At 67.2% G+C, this 14,068-nt stretch carries 14 protein-coding genes; 7 read left to right on the forward strand and 7 right to left on the reverse strand.

The window, feature by feature from the left end:
- Positions 1 to 109: 109 nt before the first annotated feature.
- Together QFZ57_RS09355 and QFZ57_RS09360 are read left to right on the forward strand one after the other, a co-directional pair.
- Positions 110 to 367, forward strand: coding sequence for a metal-sensitive transcriptional regulator (locus QFZ57_RS09355; protein ID WP_306630159.1), 258 nt, complete (start codon positions 110 to 112; stop codon positions 365 to 367).
- 45 nt (positions 368 to 412) lie between these two features.
- Positions 413 to 829 (forward strand): DUF302 domain-containing protein, encoded by a 417-nt coding sequence (locus QFZ57_RS09360; protein ID WP_306899731.1) that lies wholly within the window; start codon positions 413 to 415, stop codon positions 827 to 829.
- Positions 830 to 988: 159 nt separating this feature from the next.
- Here the strand turns inward: QFZ57_RS09360 and QFZ57_RS09365 are convergent, their stop codons facing one another.
- Both QFZ57_RS09365 and QFZ57_RS09370 read right to left on the reverse strand, forming a co-directional pair.
- The gene (locus QFZ57_RS09365) at positions 989 to 1,738 is read right to left on the reverse strand and encodes a CDP-alcohol phosphatidyltransferase family protein (protein WP_306899733.1); all 750 of its coding nucleotides are present in this window, start codon (positions 1,736 to 1,738) and stop codon (positions 989 to 991) included.
- A 42-nt stretch (positions 1,739 to 1,780) separates the two neighbouring features.
- Positions 1,781 to 2,209 carry a hypothetical protein gene (locus tag QFZ57_RS09370; protein WP_306899735.1) on the reverse strand — a complete coding sequence of 143 codons (429 nt, stop codon included), beginning with the start codon at positions 2,207 to 2,209 and terminating at the stop codon, positions 1,781 to 1,783.
- Positions 2,210 to 2,354: 145 nt separating this feature from the next.
- On the opposite strand from QFZ57_RS09370, the gene QFZ57_RS09375 reads away from it, so the two are divergent.
- Both QFZ57_RS09375 and QFZ57_RS09380 read left to right on the forward strand, forming a co-directional pair.
- Positions 2,355 to 2,900: a YceI family protein gene (locus QFZ57_RS09375; protein WP_306899737.1), complete on the forward strand. Its 546-nt coding sequence runs from the start codon at positions 2,355 to 2,357 to the stop codon at positions 2,898 to 2,900.
- Between the two features lie 31 nt (positions 2,901 to 2,931).
- Positions 2,932 to 4,293, forward strand: a complete 1,362-nt coding sequence (locus tag QFZ57_RS09380) for a phenylacetate--CoA ligase family protein (protein WP_306899739.1) — start codon at positions 2,932 to 2,934, stop codon at positions 4,291 to 4,293.
- Positions 4,294 to 4,362: 69 nt separating this feature from the next.
- Here the strand turns inward: QFZ57_RS09380 and QFZ57_RS09385 are convergent, their stop codons facing one another.
- The 4 genes from QFZ57_RS09385 to QFZ57_RS09400 form a co-directional block, all read right to left on the reverse strand.
- Positions 4,363 to 5,595: a sensor histidine kinase gene (locus tag QFZ57_RS09385; RefSeq protein ID WP_306899741.1), complete on the reverse strand. Its 1,233-nt coding sequence runs from the start codon at positions 5,593 to 5,595 to the stop codon at positions 4,363 to 4,365.
- Positions 5,596 to 5,700: 105 nt separating this feature from the next.
- Positions 5,701 to 6,996, reverse strand: a complete 1,296-nt coding sequence (locus QFZ57_RS09390; RefSeq protein ID WP_306899744.1) for an alpha/beta hydrolase — start codon at positions 6,994 to 6,996, stop codon at positions 5,701 to 5,703.
- A gap of 116 nt (positions 6,997 to 7,112) precedes the next feature.
- Positions 7,113 to 7,859: an ABC transporter permease gene (locus QFZ57_RS09395; RefSeq protein ID WP_306899746.1), complete on the reverse strand. Its 747-nt coding sequence runs from the start codon at positions 7,857 to 7,859 to the stop codon at positions 7,113 to 7,115.
- A gap of 44 nt (positions 7,860 to 7,903) precedes the next feature.
- A complete protein-coding gene (locus QFZ57_RS09400) occupies positions 7,904 to 8,104 on the reverse strand; it encodes a DUF2795 domain-containing protein (protein ID WP_306630170.1) in 201 nt (66 codons plus the stop codon).
- A gap of 159 nt (positions 8,105 to 8,263) precedes the next feature.
- Here QFZ57_RS09400 and QFZ57_RS09405 point away from each other — a divergent pair, with 159 nt between their 5' ends.
- The 3 genes from QFZ57_RS09405 to QFZ57_RS09415 all read left to right on the forward strand — a co-directional run bounded on the left by QFZ57_RS09405 (position 8,264) and on the right by QFZ57_RS09415 (position 13,636).
- Entirely contained in the window at positions 8,264 to 10,837 is a 2,574-nt protein-coding gene (locus tag QFZ57_RS09405) for a DUF4118 domain-containing protein (protein WP_306899748.1), read from the forward strand.
- Entirely contained in the window at positions 10,834 to 11,517 is a 684-nt protein-coding gene (locus tag QFZ57_RS09410) for a response regulator (RefSeq protein WP_306630172.1), read from the forward strand. The genes QFZ57_RS09405 and QFZ57_RS09410 overlap by 4 nt, the downstream gene beginning before the upstream one ends.
- Before the next feature lie 142 nt (positions 11,518 to 11,659).
- Positions 11,660 to 13,636, forward strand: coding sequence for an amino acid transporter (locus tag QFZ57_RS09415; RefSeq protein WP_306899751.1), 1,977 nt, complete (start codon positions 11,660 to 11,662; stop codon positions 13,634 to 13,636).
- Here QFZ57_RS09415 and QFZ57_RS09420 read toward each other — a convergent pair.
- The gene (locus QFZ57_RS09420) at positions 13,605 to 14,045 is read right to left on the reverse strand and encodes a hypothetical protein (protein WP_306899752.1); all 441 of its coding nucleotides are present in this window, start codon (positions 14,043 to 14,045) and stop codon (positions 13,605 to 13,607) included. The genes QFZ57_RS09415 and QFZ57_RS09420 overlap by 32 nt on opposite strands.
- Positions 14,046 to 14,068: the final 23 nt, after the last annotated feature.

A 14,068-nucleotide genomic window follows, 5' to 3' on the forward strand; every position in this document is an offset into this window, starting at 1 on the left:
AAGGGGTCGGGTGGATACCCCACCGAGTATTGCAGATACCCCCGGGGGTAGTCAAAACACCCCGAGGGGTATACAGTTGAGGGAAGCACCCCACCGATGGAGACCCCTTATGGAACTGAACCCAACCGAACTCACGCCCGTGATCAACCGCCTCAAGCGCGCCCAGGGCCAGCTCGCTGCCGTCACCCGCATGCTCGAGGAAGGCCGGGACTGCAAGGACGTCGTCACCCAGCTGGCGGCCGTATCCAAGGCCCTTGACCGTGCCGGCTTCGCCATCATTGCCACCGGACTGGAGCAGTGCATCACGCAGAAGGACCAAAGCATGGACCGGAAAGACCTGGAAAAGCTCTTCCTCTCCCTCGCCTAACCAGCCCGCCGAAACACCGGACCGCCTGCAAGTTTGAGGAGCACCATGACGTACACCCTGGCCATCACCGTCTCCCTTCCCTGGGCCGAAGCGCTGGAGCGCACGCGCGAGGCCCTTGCCGCGCAGGGGTTCGGGATCCTGACGGAAATCAACGTCCGGTCCACCTTCGAAGCCAAGCTCGGCACCGAAGCCGCGGACGCCTTCGGGGATTACGTCATCCTTGGCGCCTGCAACCCGGCCCTTGCCAGCCGGGCCCTCGCCGCTGAACCGGAAATGGGGGCACTCCTGCCCTGCAATGTGGTGGTGCGCCGGAAGGCCGATGCCGACGAGACCACGGTTGAGGCCATCGACCCGCAGACCATGGTCCAGCTCAGCGAGGCGCCTGCCGTCAAAGAGGTGGCGGACGACGCCGGCACCCGGCTTCGCAAGGCACTCGCCAGCCTGACTGAAGCGGGAGCATAAAGCAGGGGCTGCCCGCGGCCGGACCGCACGGGTGCCGTAGCGACGCGCACACGCGTCAGCGACGCGCATGTCCCCACGCGCACGGACTATTCAGGTAGCGCCTGGGGATATGGGTGTCGATAATTCGTATGGGCAGCGGGAAACTTTCGGGTACACGGATCAGCGGGCGCTGGGTTCGGTTCCCACCCGGGCTGTGCCAGCCTCCAGCAGCCCGAAACGGTGGCGCGTCTCCAGCTGGACCAGATCGCGCGTGAAGGAAAACGCAAGCAGCGCCAGCGCCACGGCCGGGAATGCAGCCGCGGCGGGCATCCCCGGGAGCAGTGGGACCAGCAGCGCGAACGGCTGGAACGCCCCGATCGCCTTGCGGGATGCGCTCGGCGGCAGCGGCTCACGGAGGTGCGGCCGGAAGAGCCCCGCGGCCACGAACACGTAGTACATGGCCCCGGTGCCAAGGGTCCACCAGCCCGCCACGGGAGCGGCCGCGACGGACAGGACCAGCACCAGCGCCGCGTCGGTGGCGGCGTCAAACCGTGCGCCGGCCGCGGAGGCGGTCCCCGTACGGCGAGCCACCACGCCGTCCAGCCCGTCCAGGAGGAACGCGACGCCGCCCAGGACCGGCAGGAGAAGGTCCGCGGGGCGGCCTGCGAACAGTTGCGGAACCGCCACCACCGCGCAGAGCGCCACCAGGACGGCTCGCAGCAGGGTGACGCGGTCGGCCGGTGTTGAGAAGCGCGGAATACGCCGCAGGACGGAGGCGACGGCGGCCCCGGTCACCAGGGCACCTGCGCCGAGGCCGGCCAGTTGGAGGACCAGCCCGGACGCGGACAGGGACGACAGCCAAAGCGCCGCCAGTACGTACGCGGCAAGGGTGCCCACCGCGTCCGGCATTGCGCGCTCAGCTCCGCTCATGCGCCACTTCCACCCGCACGCTGGCAACGGCTGCGGTGCCCGTCACCGGCGGCGACGTCGGGCCGGAAGCCTGGTGCCGGCGTCGGACCTTCCCTTGCGGCCGGCGCGGACCAGGCCTGCCAGCGCCAGCAGGCTCCCTACTCCCTCGGCAACAGCGCTGAGGGTTTTGGAGAAGAACCAGACGGGGTCGTACATCGCCGGGATCGGGCCGATCGCCGGGATGTCCACATACCGGTAGAGCACGACGGCGGCGAACGCGCTCAGTGCCACCGCCAAGGCGAGTGCGTAGGCGGCGCGGCTGCCGCGCACCAGGACATAGATCCCGGCAACCACGGCGGCGGCCGCTTCGAGCAGGAACAGCGTGCCCTGGCTGACCATGCCCGGCTGCGCGTCCTGGTAGCCAGGCGCCAGGAAGAGGTGTACGCCCGCATCGATGAACAGGGCGAGGGCCGTCAGTAGTCGTAGTGCCACGCTTATGTATACGCCGGAAGTTGCCTCCCGGTTCACCCTTGCCCCTTATATATGTGGGTTTTATGGGGAATATTTAGGGGCATCCGTAAGCTTGCGCCGGTAGCGGGCAGCGAAGCCCGCGGCCCTAAGAGTAAGGAGAACGACCATGACCCTCCCCAAGGAACTCACGCCGGGAACATGGACCCTGGACATGGCACACAGTGAGATCGGCTTCAGCGTCCGCCATGCCGGGATCAGCAAGGTCCGCGGCCGCTTCACCGAAGCCCAGGCCGAGGCACGGGTGGGGCGGTCCCTGACGGACTCCTCGGTGCACGCCACGGTGTCCACCGCCAGTTTCAACTCGGGGGACGCCAACCGCGACGGGCACGTGAAGGGCCCTGATTTCTTCGACGTCGAAAAGTATCCGGAGATGACGTTCCGCGGCACCCACATCGAAGGGGACGGGGAGGAATACACCCTGACCGGGGACCTGACCATCAAAGGCGTGACCCGGCCCATCGAGCTTGAGGTTGAGTTCACGGGCGTCGCCGTGGACCCCTTTGGCGCCACGCGTGCCGGATTCTCCGCCGAAGCCGAAATCAGCCGCAAGGAATTCGGGCTGACCTGGAATGCGGCTCTGGAAGCCGGCGGCGTGCTGGTCAGCGACAAGGTGAAGATCACCCTCGAAGCGGCGCTGGTGAAGCAGGGCTAGCGCCAGGGCTGGACCCGTCAGGCAACGGACCGTGGACCTCCGCCTCATCTCCCACGTGCTGTTCCTGCGGACTGCGTTGCGGAAGCGGGACCGCTGGGATGCTGCCCGGATCGCCGGTCATCAGGACCATGCCTTGAAGGAACTGCGCCGGGCCGCCTACGCCGGCTCAGAGTTCTACCGCCGGCACCATGCGGGCCTGCACGACGCTCCGCTGGACCAGCTGCCGCCTGTGACCAAGGCAGACCTGATGGAGCATTTCGACGAGGCGATCACCACCCCGGACCTGACACTGGCGGAACTGGAGAACCATCTGCGGTCCCTGGCCGGGAGCGGTGGAGACCCCGGGCTGCCGTGGAAGGGGCGGTGGTGGGCGGCGGCGACGGCGGGGACCACCGGCCGGCGCGGAACTTTCGTCTGGAACCGCGCCGAATGGGCGGCAATCCTGGCCTCCTACGCCCGCGCGAACGACTGGGCCGGGATCTCGCCCCGGCTGACCCGGCCTCTGAAGGTGGCCCTGGTCAGCTCGCGCGTCCCCACCCACCAGTCAGCCGTCGTCGGCGCGTCCCTGCGCTCCAGGATGATCCCCACCCTCCGGCTGGACGTCACCGCACCGATGGATGGGAACGTTGCCGCGCTGAACCGGTTCCAACCCGGAATCCTCGTCGGTTACGCCTCAGCGCTCAAACCCCTCGCGGCCGAGCAGCAGGCCGGACGGCTGCACATCGCGCCGCAAGGGGTGATGTCAGCCTCCGAGGTGCTCAGCCCCCACACGGCGTCGGAACTCGAAGCAGCGTGGGGGAGTGCCCCTTTCGACGTCTATGCCGCCACCGAAACGGCCGGGATCGCGTCCCCCTGCACCTACCGGAACCGCCACGTTTACGAGGACCTCGTATTCATCGAACCCGTGGACCAGGCATATAACCCTGTCCCGGCGGGGACAACCGGGGCCAGGCTCCTGGTCACCGTCCTCTTCTCGCGCACCCTGCCGTTGATCAGGTACGAGATGTCGGACACCGTAAGACTGGGCGGCCGAGGCTGCCCCTGCGGACGAAGCTTCACCGTCATGGAGGATATCGAAGGGCGCATTGAGGACGTCCTGCAGCTGCCCGGCAGGACAGGCACCGTCAGCGTGCACCCCAACGTTTTCCACCACGTCCTGGACCAGGCTGCCATCGCAGGGTGGCAGGTCATCCAGGAACCCTCCGGGCTGCGGGTACTCCTGGCCGGTCTCACACCCGGGCACTCCGTGGATGGAGTCCGGGCGGCAGTAGCCGACGCCCTCCTCGCAGCCGGCGCGGCGCACACCCACGTGGACGTGAAGGTTGTGGAACGGCTTGACCGGACAGCCCTCGGAAAAGCACCGTTCGTTCGCGCCTTGAAAGGCAGGCCTTAAGGTGCACCGTAGCCAGGGGAAGATAAATTTCGGCGAACTGAAGGTTCTTTCCCGGGCCCGGGCCCCTCGTCAGCTGTTGCCGCCCAGGTGGATGGTGACCATGGTGCCCGCCCCGGGGACTGGTCCGATCTCAAGCCGTCCTCCGCTTGCGGAGGCGATCCGGGCAGCTGTGGCCAGGCCCAGCCCTGTCCCTGGCGGGTCGTCCTCCCGGTGCAGGCGGACCAGGGGATCCAGGACCCGTTTCCGGTCGGCTTCGCTGATGCCTTTGCCGTTATCGATGACGCGCAGGGTTGTTCCGTCCTCGGCCCGGTGGCCGGTGATGTGTATGACGGGAGGGATGCCCGGCCGGCTGTAGGTGATGGAGTTGTGCACCAGGTTCTGCAGCAGCACGCGCATCTGGACGGCATCGGCCGTAAAGGCCAGGTCACCGCATTCAATCGAGGCGCCGTACTCTTCGATGCTGGCCGCCAGGTCCTGCTCAACGTCCCGGACCAGGTCCGGCAGGGAAACCCGGGTTGGCCGGACGTCCCCGCCGATGGTGGCGTACGACAGGACATCGGTCACCATGGACAGCATCCGCTGTCCGGAATTGGCCACTACATCGAGGTATTCCGCGATCTGCCGCTCCTCCAGTGCTTCGGCTTCGTCCCGGGCCAGTTCAACGTAGCCGAGGACGGAGGTGAGCGGGTTGCGGAGGTCATGGCTGATCCGGCCGGCGAACTCTGCCAGGAGCGTGTTGCTGCGTTGGGCCTCGGCAAGCGCGTCGGCAAGCTGGCGGGCACGGTGCTGAAGCTGCAGGGCTTCGACGACTTCGGCAGCGAGGATTTCCAGGCCCTTGAGCTGCCGGTCGCTCAGCCGCCCGGTTTCCCTTGCCCCTGCGCAGAGCGTGCCCAGGACAAAGCCGTCCTCAGCCACTAAGGGGATGGACGCGTAAAACCTGACCTCGCCCCGGCGGCCGTCCACATAGGGGTTGTTGCTGTAGCGGGGATCAAGCGAGGCATCCTCAAGGACGGTGGGGGTTCCGCTCAGGAAACCGACAGCGCACATCGAATCTTCCAGGGAGCACAGATATGGTTCCATGCCGGCCGTTGCCACCTGATACTGCAGGTCCTCAGTGATGATGTTGATCGCTGTCACGGGTTGCCCGCACAGCGTCCTGGCCAGTTCCACCAGGTTCTGCAGGCGCTGGGAGGGAATCGGGACGGCGATTTCCAGGCCCGGCCCGGGTGTGGGGAGTCCGGTCCTCGCGAGGACAGCATCCCTGGCCAGCTCTTTCACCGTCACCGCGGGAAACTCGAACATGCCGGGACGGTGATTCCAGCGGGGTTGATTTCCCGGCTCCGAAAGGGGTGCTCACACATCGAACCATCATGACAGATCTGGGCGTCCGGTCCGTTGATGCGGGGCTCAGGGCACCGCGGCCCGCACCTGGTTCCGCATCACATCGAAAAAGACGTCCTGGTTCTCGGCGCTGCCCAACCCGTGCCCGCCCTCCAGCCAGATCAGTTTCTTGTCCGGCGCCGACAGCGCGTTGCAGTAGTCCTCAACCAGCGAGGCTATGGCATTAATATCGTGCCGGCCCACAAAAAAGTAGACAGGAACGTCCAGCTTTAGGGCCTGCTGACGGAAGTCCAGGTCCTCGAGCTGCGGATAGACGGCATTGAACGACTCGATCACCCCGCGGGTGTGGTTGACCTTGTCGAGGTAGCCGTACTCGGGGACGAAGAACGGGATGAGGGGCACAGCCACCGAGAAGCGCATGCTTCCCATCATCTCGTTCAGCACGTCCAGGAAGGCGACGTAGGGGGAGGCCACGTCGGCGCCGTGGTAGGGCGGCGGACCGTTGCGCCGGAGTTCGTCGGCACGCCCCCTGTCGCCCTGTTCCTCAAGGTGCTGAAGCGCCAGCTCGTAGCCCATACGGTCGTTTTCGGTGGTGTTCACCATCTGGCCGCTGCTGACGAAGGCGTGATACAGCTCCGGGTGTTCCTGGACCAGCCAGATCCCCAGGATGCTGGACCATGACACGCCATAAATGAAAATCTTCTCCTGCTTGAAGCGCTCCCGCAGCAGGTTGGTGAGGGCAACGGCGTCATTCACGTACCGTTCCTTGTGGAGGTCTTTGACCGGCACCGAACCGTAGGATTTTCCGGTTCCGGGCTCGTCCCAGCTGACCACGGTGAACGTGTCCTCCAGTGCGCGGAACTCCTGGGCATTGAAGAAACCGCCGCCGCCCGGGCCGCCCATTCCCAAGTTCAGCAGCACCGGGTTGGATGGATCGTGGCCCCGGACCAGAATCCACTGCTCGCTGCCGTTCAGCTCCACTTTCTCGACGCCCGCGAGGCTGCCCGGCACCGGCTGGCCGTCGGGACCGGTGACCGGCGGGGTGCCGGACAGGACCTGGGACGCAAGCACAGCGCCGCCGGCGATGAGCACCAGGACACCCACGCCGGCCAGCTGGGCGTGTTGTTTCCGGCGCCGGACCACCAGCCACACCACGGCTGCCAGCCCCACGAGGAGCAAAGGCAACCACGCGAAGACCGGCACCCCGGTGGTAAGCGGCAGCAGCACCACGGGCAGGAGAAGCACGACGGCGGCCACCAGCGCCAGGGCCGTCTTCCAGAAAATACCGCGACGGCGCGGCGCGGGTTCCTGCCGCTGAGTGGCGGCAGGATCTTCTGCTGGGGATATCCGGCGGGAGTTCATGGCATGAGGGTGTGGCATAAGGAGGGGCCCAAGTCAGGACCCGGGGTGCCAATTCGACCTTCCCCCGGCACTCCCGCTGGAGCTAGGGCTGAAGGTCCCGCGGTTGGGACGCCGCCCTACAGCGGCTGGGGCCGCACTTTTACGTTGCGCAGCGAGCGGATCAGCGCGACGGCGGTGACGGATCCGGCCGCCATGATCGAGGCCAGCACCACCACCTGGAACCGGCCGGCCTCCAGGGGCGAGGCGCCGCCGAAGATCGCGCCCACGAACGCGCCGGGCAGGGTGACCAGGCCGGTGGTCTTGGTTTGGTCCGTGGAGGGAATCAACGCCGAATGCACGGCCTGCCGGGCCTGGATCAGGGTGGCCTGCCGCGGTGTTGCGCCCAGCGCCAACCAGCCCTCCACCTGGTCCCACTGCTCCGCAACAGCCTCGAAGAAGCGGCGGCCGGCCAGGGTGGCGATGGTCATGGAGTTGCCGATCACGATCCCGCCCACCGCAAGGACATAACGCGGGGCGAACTCGATGGCGCCCGTTCCGAACACAACCGCGAGTGTCACCAGGATCCCGGCAGCCATGGTCACGGCCACCAGGGCAAAGCGGCGCAGGGACCAGGTGAGCCGCCGGGTGGCCGTCACGGACGCCACGCTGAACATGACCAGCAGGGCCGCCCCCACCCACAACGGATTGGTGATGATCCCGCCCAGCACCAGGCTGATGGCCGCCAGCTGGGCTGCCCCGCGGAGGATGGCCAGGGCAGGGGAGAGGTACGACGGCGTCCGCGCGCCCCAGAGGACGCCCACCGTGAGTGCCGCCAGGATGGCAACGGCCACGAGGGTGGGCAGAAGGGCGGCGAGGGCGGGCATGCCGCCAGCTTAGCTGCGAGGGGGAGCCGGCCCCTGGTATGCGCCTAGGAGTTGCTGTCCGAAATTGCCGAGCTCACTGCGGTGGGGCTGTCGTATTCCCGGTCCGGAAGTGCTTCCAGGGCCTCGATGACGTTGCTGTCGGCGCCCGAGTCCTTTGCCCGGGACAGCAGGTCTTCGCGCTTTGCGGGATAGTCGATGCCGCCCAGGAATTTCTGGACCTGGATGGGGTTGGGAGTGTCTGCCATGGTGCCGGTTTCCCTTCGGTGCGGGTTGTGTTCCCCGTGGTCCACCACGTTCGGGCCGCGGTGGATTTCATCGTAGCCCTGCCCCCTGACAAGAGGAATGCCTGCTCGGCCGGACGCGGTGGGTTGGTCAGGGTGGCCGAAGGGGATAAGACTGTGGGTATGGCACGGGGAACGCTTCGGATCTTCCTGGGCGCGGCAGCAGGGGCCGGCACCACGTACTCCATGCTGCGGGAAGCACACAGCCTCCTGGCTGCCGGCAGGGACGTCGCCGTCGGCATCGCCGAGGACCACGGCCGGCAGGAAACCATGACATGCCTCGGCGGGCTCGACGTCGTCGGACCGCGGCTCTTCGAGGACGCTCACGGGGCGCAGGTGCCCGAGCTTGACGTGGAGGCGGTGCTGGCGCGGCAGCCGGACGTTGCCGTCGTCGATGAATATGCGCACGTTAATGCCCCGGGCAGCAGGAATGAACACCGTTGGCAGGACATCGAGGAACTTCTGGCGGCGGGGACGGACGTGCTGACAACCCTCACCGTCCAGCACATAGCCTCACTGAAAGACGTTGTTGCAGCAGTAACCGGCGAACCGGGCGATGAAACGGTCGCGGACGCCGTGGTGCGGCGCGCCGACCACATCGAGCTGGTGGATATAGCACCGGAACTCCTGCGCCAGAGGGTGGCCGACGGGAAGGTCTACCCGAAGGACAGGATCGAGGCTGCCCTGGCCAACGGGTTCCGCCTGGGCAACCTCATCGCCCTCCGTGAAATCGCCTTGATCTGGCTGGCGGACCGGGTGGATGAAGGCCTGGCGAGCTACCGGGAGAGCCAGGGAATCACTGCCACCTGGCCCGCGCGGGATCGGGTCGTGGTAGGGCTCAGTGGTGGCCCCGAAGGGGAAATGCTCATCAGGAGGGCATCCCGGATCCTGTCCAGGGTCAACGGGGGCGACCTGCTGGCCGTGCATGTGCGGCGGGCGGAGGAACGCGCCGCCACGTCAGGCCAGTTACTGGACGCGCAGCGGCACCTGGCCACCGACCTCGGCGGCACCTGCCACACGGTGTCCGGGGAGGACACGGCGGAGTCGCTCCTGCAATATGCCCGCAGCGTCAACGCCACGCAAATCGTCATCGGGGCCTCGCCCGGACGTCTGTGGGAACGGGTCCTTGGCATCGGAGTGGGTTCCAAGGTGGTCCGGGGTTCCGGGGACATCGACGTGCACATCGTGTCCCATCCCCAGGGCGGCGGTGGCCTGCCCAAGCCGGCACCCGGCGGGCTGGGCCGTGCGCGCACCATCATCGGCTTCGTCCTGGCCGTACTCCTGCCGGTCCTGCTGACGGCAGCCCTTGCCGTCAGCCCGGACCTGAACCTCGCCACCCATGCACTCGTGCACCTGACCGGGGTGATGGCGGTGGCCTTCATCGGGGGCCTGTGGCCGGCAGTGCTCGCAGCCGTCCTGGGTTCGCTGCTGCTCAACTACTTCCAGACGGACCCGGTGGGAACCCTCAACATCAGTGATCCGCAAAACGTCTTCGCACTGCTGGTCTTCCTGGGCGCGGCGGTGGCCGTCTCCCTGGTGGTGGGCCTGTCCGCGAGGCGGGCACGGGAGGCCCTGCGTGCACGCGCGGAAGCCACCACCCTGGCGGACCTCGCCCACGACGCGCTCCTCGCCGACGACACCGTCGCGGCGTTCATGGACAAGCTCCGGGAGACCTTCCAGGTCCGGTCCGCCGGGTTGTTCACGGTCTCGGAACGCGCCGGATCGGCGTGGGAACTTCAGGCCTGTGCGGGCGACGCGCCACCACCCTCCCCGGACGCCGTGTCGTTGACGGACAGCGTGGAGCTTGCCGATGCCCGGACGGCCCTGGTCCTCTCCGGGCGGGCCCTGACAGCCGGTGACCGGCTCCTCCTGGCCGCCCACGGGGCCCACCTCCTGCTGCTGCGCCAACGCCATGCCCTTCAGCGCACGCTGCAAAGCACCACTAAAATGGCCGAGGGCAACAACGTCCGCACAGCCATCCTTGGGGCCGTTGGCCACGACCTGCGCACCCCGCTGGCCGGGATAAAGCTGGCCGTCACGGCCCTGCGGCGCCAAGGCCGCAGGCTGCCGGAGGAGGTGCAGGCCGAGATGCTCGGGACGATCGAGTCCTACACTGAACGCCTGGATGCCCTGATCTCCAACCTCCTGGACATGTCCCGGATATCCAGCGGTTCGGCTGCGCCACTGACGGCCCCGGTCACATGGCGCGATGCGATCGAGGACGCGTTGCGCGGACTCCCGGCGGACCGCATCCGGATTGACCTCGCCCCCGGCATGCCCGCCGTGGACGCCGATCAGGGGATGCTGGAGCGGGTCATCGCCAACATCGTGGAGAACGCGCTCAAGTATGCGCCGGATTCGGACGTCATCATCGTTGGTGTCTCGGCGGGGACCAGGGGAGCGGACGACGGCGGCACACGGTTCGGCGAGTTGCACATCGTCGATCACGGGCAGGGTGTGCCCGCTGCCGCCGTCGACGGCATGTTCCAGCCCTTCCAGCGCCTTGACGATGCTCCCGTTGGCCTCGGCATGGGGCTTGGCCTCGCCGTCGCGAAAGGCTTCACCGAGGCCATGGGCGGCCAGTTGCTGGCCGAGCCGACCCCCGGCGGAGGACTGACAATGATTATCCGCCTGCCGCTCCCGTCTGGACCGGCGGTTTCCGCCCTTCGCCCGACAGCAGGCACCAGCACCTCATGAGGACCGTACTGGTAGTCGACGACGAGCCGCAGCTCCTGCGCGCCCTCCAGGTCAATTTGGAAGCGGAGGGGTACCGGGTGCTTACCGCGCTGGACGGGCTGGCCGCCCTGAAGCATGCGGAGGGCGGCCATCCGGATGTCATGGTGCTGGACCTTGGCCTGCCGGACATCAACGGTGTGGACGTGATCACCAGGATCCGCCGCACCAGCAGTATGCCCATCATCGTGCTGTCCGCCCGGCACGGGTCCGTGGACAAGGTTCGGGCCCTCGATGCCGGCGCGGATGACTATGTGACCAAGCCGTTCGGCCTGGATGAACTCCTGGCCCGGCTGCGGGTTGCCGGCCGCCGGAAGGGCGGGCCGGAGGCGGCGGACACCGGGCCCGCCATCGACGTGGGGGATTTCGAGGTGGACCTGGCAAACCGGAAGGTGACGCGTGCGGGGCAAGCGGTCCGGCTCACCCCGCGTGAGTGGGCCATCCTGGAACTGCTGGTGCGCAACCCCGGTCGTCTCATCACGCAGCAGCAGATGCTCGGGAAGGTCTGGGGCCCCGGCTACGACAACGAGACCCATTACCTCCGTGTCTACATGGGCCAGTTGCGCCGCAAGCTGGAGACGGACCCGGCCCGTCCCCGGCACCTGCTCACGGAAGCGGGAATGGGGTACCGCTTCGAGCCGTGACGTGCCGCCGCAGGTGCCCGCCCGCCGTCGTACGTCACGCGTAAAGGAATCATCAAGAAACCGCTGTTTCCCGCTTCAGCCTTTTTCGCCGGTGCTAGCTTCGCAGTGGTCGCGGTGCAAAGGGCAGCGCGGAAAGGCAGACATGACCACGTTGAGCAGGCCTCCGGCGGATCCCTCCGCGCCCCACCCGCACGGCAGGAAGGCTCTCGAGGACTGGCTGTTGTTTGGGCTGCAGGACAGCAAGGGTGCCCACCCGGGCCCGGGCGGCGTGCCGACGCAGCACGAAAAGAAGCATTCGTGGTGGCAGGTCATGTGTCTTACGGGCGTGGACTACTTTTCCACGCTGGGCTACCAGCCGGCCATCGCGGCGCTGGCGGCCGGGGTCATCTCCCCGCTGGCCACCCTCGTGCTGGTGGCGGTGACCCTGTTGGGCGCCTTGCCGGTGTACCGCAGGGTTGCCGGTGAAAGCCCGCGCGGTGAAGGTTCCATTGCCATGCTTGAGCGGCTGCTGCCACGGTGGGGAGGCAAGCTCCTGGTGCTGGTTCTCCTCGGGTTCGCCGCCACTGACTTCATGATCACCATGACCCTCTCGGCAGCCGACGCCACCGCGCACCTGATCCACAATCCCGTTGCCCCCGGCTGGCTGCAGGACCAGAACGTCCCCGTCACGCTCGTTCTGCTTGCCCTGCTGGCGGCGGTGTTCCTGCGTGGATTCAAGGAAGCGATCGGCGTCGCCGTGGTCCTGGTGGTCCTTTACCTGGGCCTGAACGCGGTGGTGGTGGTTGCCACCCTGATGCAGGTCGTCACCCACCCCGCGGCCATGGGCAACTGGTGGACCAATATGTGGGTATCCCACGGCAACCCCCTGATGGCCGTGGCCATCGCGCTGCTGGTGTTCCCCAAGCTGGCCCTGGGCCTGTCCGGCTTCGAAACCGGCGTTGCGGTGATGCCGCAGGTCCGGGGAGCTGCTGACAACACGGAGGAAAACCCGGCGGGCCGCATCCGCGGGGCCCGGCGCATGCTGACCACCGCCGCGGCGATCATGAGCGTCTTCCTGCTGACCACCAGCTTCATTACGGTTGTCTTGATTCCGGAACAGGAATTCCAGCCCGGCGGCCAGGCAAACGGCCGTGCCCTGGCCTTCCTGGCGCATGAATACCTCGGCGTCGGGTTCGGCAGTGTCTATGACATCAGCACCATCGCCATCCTCTGGTTCGCGGGCGCCTCAGCTATGGCCGGCCTGCTGAACCTGGTACCGCGGTACTTGCCCCGCTACGGCATGGCTCCTGCCTGGGCCAAGGCTGTACGGCCCCTGGTGCTCGTCTTCACCCTGATCGGTTTCCTGATTACGTTTATTTTCAACGCCGACGTCGACGCCCAGGGCGGCGCGTATGCCACCGGCGTCCTGGTGCTGATGACCTCCGCGGCCGTGGCCGTAACGTTGTCGGTGCGCCGGCGCGGGCAGCGGAAGCTCACCTTCGGCTTCGGCGCCATCTCCGTGGTGTTCGCGTACACCACGGTGGCCAACATCTTCGAACGGCCTGAAGGCATCCGGATCGCGGCGATCTTCATCCTCGGCATCATCGTCATCTCACTGCTGTCACGGGTCCGGCGTTCCTTTGAGCTGCACGCCACCCGGGTGCATTTGGACCAGCAGGCCCTGGAGTTCATGTCCAGCACCCTGGACGGGCCAATTGCGATCATTGCTCATGAGCCGCTGCGGATGTCCGCCGAGGCATACCGCGACAAACTCGAGTCGGCCATCGAGGTCAGCCACCTCCCGCTGGCGGGCGACGCCCTGTTCCTCGAGGTCATTGTGGACGATTCCTCGGACTTCGAAACGGAACTGTACGTCCGCGGAGTGAAGCGCCACGGATACCACATCCTGGAAGTCCACGGGCCCGTGGTTCCCAACACCATCGCCTCCGTACTGCTGCACATCAGGGACGTCACCGGGCTCATGCCGCACATTTACTTCCGCTGGACGGAGGGCAATCCCATCACCAACCTGGTGCGCTTCCTGTTCCTGGGCGAGGGCGAAATTGCGCCGGTGACCAGGGAGGTGCTGCGCGAGGCCGTCCCGGACGTCACCCAGCGCCCATGGGTCCACGTCGGCTGAGCGGAGGTTCCGCCGTCGTCCCGTCCTTGTGTTCCGGTCCTGCCACGTGCGCAATGGCGGCCGCAACCCGGGCGGCATCCGCCAGGCTCATGGGGACATTCGCGCGGAACGCGGCCTCGGCGTCGTCCTCCAATACGCCTGCGGCCAGTACCACTACATGCACCATGTCGCCGTAGGAATCATTGCAGGCGAGGATGTCGCCCAGGACTTTGTGCCCGTGGTCGCCCGATGACGGCCAGGGTTGGAAGATGACCCACCAGGGGTCTCCGGCCGGGTCCGGGAAGGTGTAGCCCCCGGCGGGATGAAGGGCGCGGCCGTTCACGCCGCGGCCGCCGTAGCCCTCCACGGACCCGGCCGCCGCCGCAAACCTGACCCTGCCGCGGTCTTCAGGCGCCTCATCCCAACGCATCTGCGCTCCCTGCCTCCACATAC

The sequence above is a fragment of the Arthrobacter sp. B1I2 genome, assembly GCF_030816485.1.
GTDB lineage: Bacteria > Actinomycetota > Actinomycetes > Actinomycetales > Micrococcaceae > Arthrobacter.

Excerpts from the sequence above, each read along its gene's own strand:
- QFZ57_RS09415 (WP_306899751.1), top strand. The coding sequence starts at position 11,660 with ATGACCACGTTGAGCAGGCCTCCGGCGGATCCCTCCGCGCCCCACCCG.
- QFZ57_RS09390 (WP_306899744.1), bottom strand. The coding sequence starts at position 6,996 with ATGAACTCCCGCCGGATATCCCCAGCAGAAGATCCTGCCGCCACTCAG.
- QFZ57_RS09420 (WP_306899752.1), bottom strand. The coding sequence starts at position 14,045 with ATGCGTTGGGATGAGGCGCCTGAAGACCGCGGCAGGGTCAGGTTTGCG.
- QFZ57_RS09405 (WP_306899748.1), top strand. The coding sequence starts at position 8,264 with ATGGCACGGGGAACGCTTCGGATCTTCCTGGGCGCGGCAGCAGGGGCC.
- QFZ57_RS09375 (WP_306899737.1), top strand. The coding sequence starts at position 2,355 with ATGACCCTCCCCAAGGAACTCACGCCGGGAACATGGACCCTGGACATG.
- QFZ57_RS09395 (WP_306899746.1), bottom strand. The coding sequence starts at position 7,859 with ATGCCCGCCCTCGCCGCCCTTCTGCCCACCCTCGTGGCCGTTGCCATC.
- QFZ57_RS09365 (WP_306899733.1), bottom strand. The coding sequence starts at position 1,738 with ATGAGCGGAGCTGAGCGCGCAATGCCGGACGCGGTGGGCACCCTTGCC.
- QFZ57_RS09410 (WP_306630172.1), top strand. The coding sequence starts at position 10,834 with ATGAGGACCGTACTGGTAGTCGACGACGAGCCGCAGCTCCTGCGCGCC.
- QFZ57_RS09355 (WP_306630159.1), top strand. The coding sequence starts at position 110 with ATGGAACTGAACCCAACCGAACTCACGCCCGTGATCAACCGCCTCAAG.
- QFZ57_RS09360 (WP_306899731.1), top strand. The coding sequence starts at position 413 with ATGACGTACACCCTGGCCATCACCGTCTCCCTTCCCTGGGCCGAAGCG.
- QFZ57_RS09385 (WP_306899741.1), bottom strand. The coding sequence starts at position 5,595 with ATGTTCGAGTTTCCCGCGGTGACGGTGAAAGAGCTGGCCAGGGATGCT.
- QFZ57_RS09400 (WP_306630170.1), bottom strand. The coding sequence starts at position 8,104 with ATGGCAGACACTCCCAACCCCATCCAGGTCCAGAAATTCCTGGGCGGC.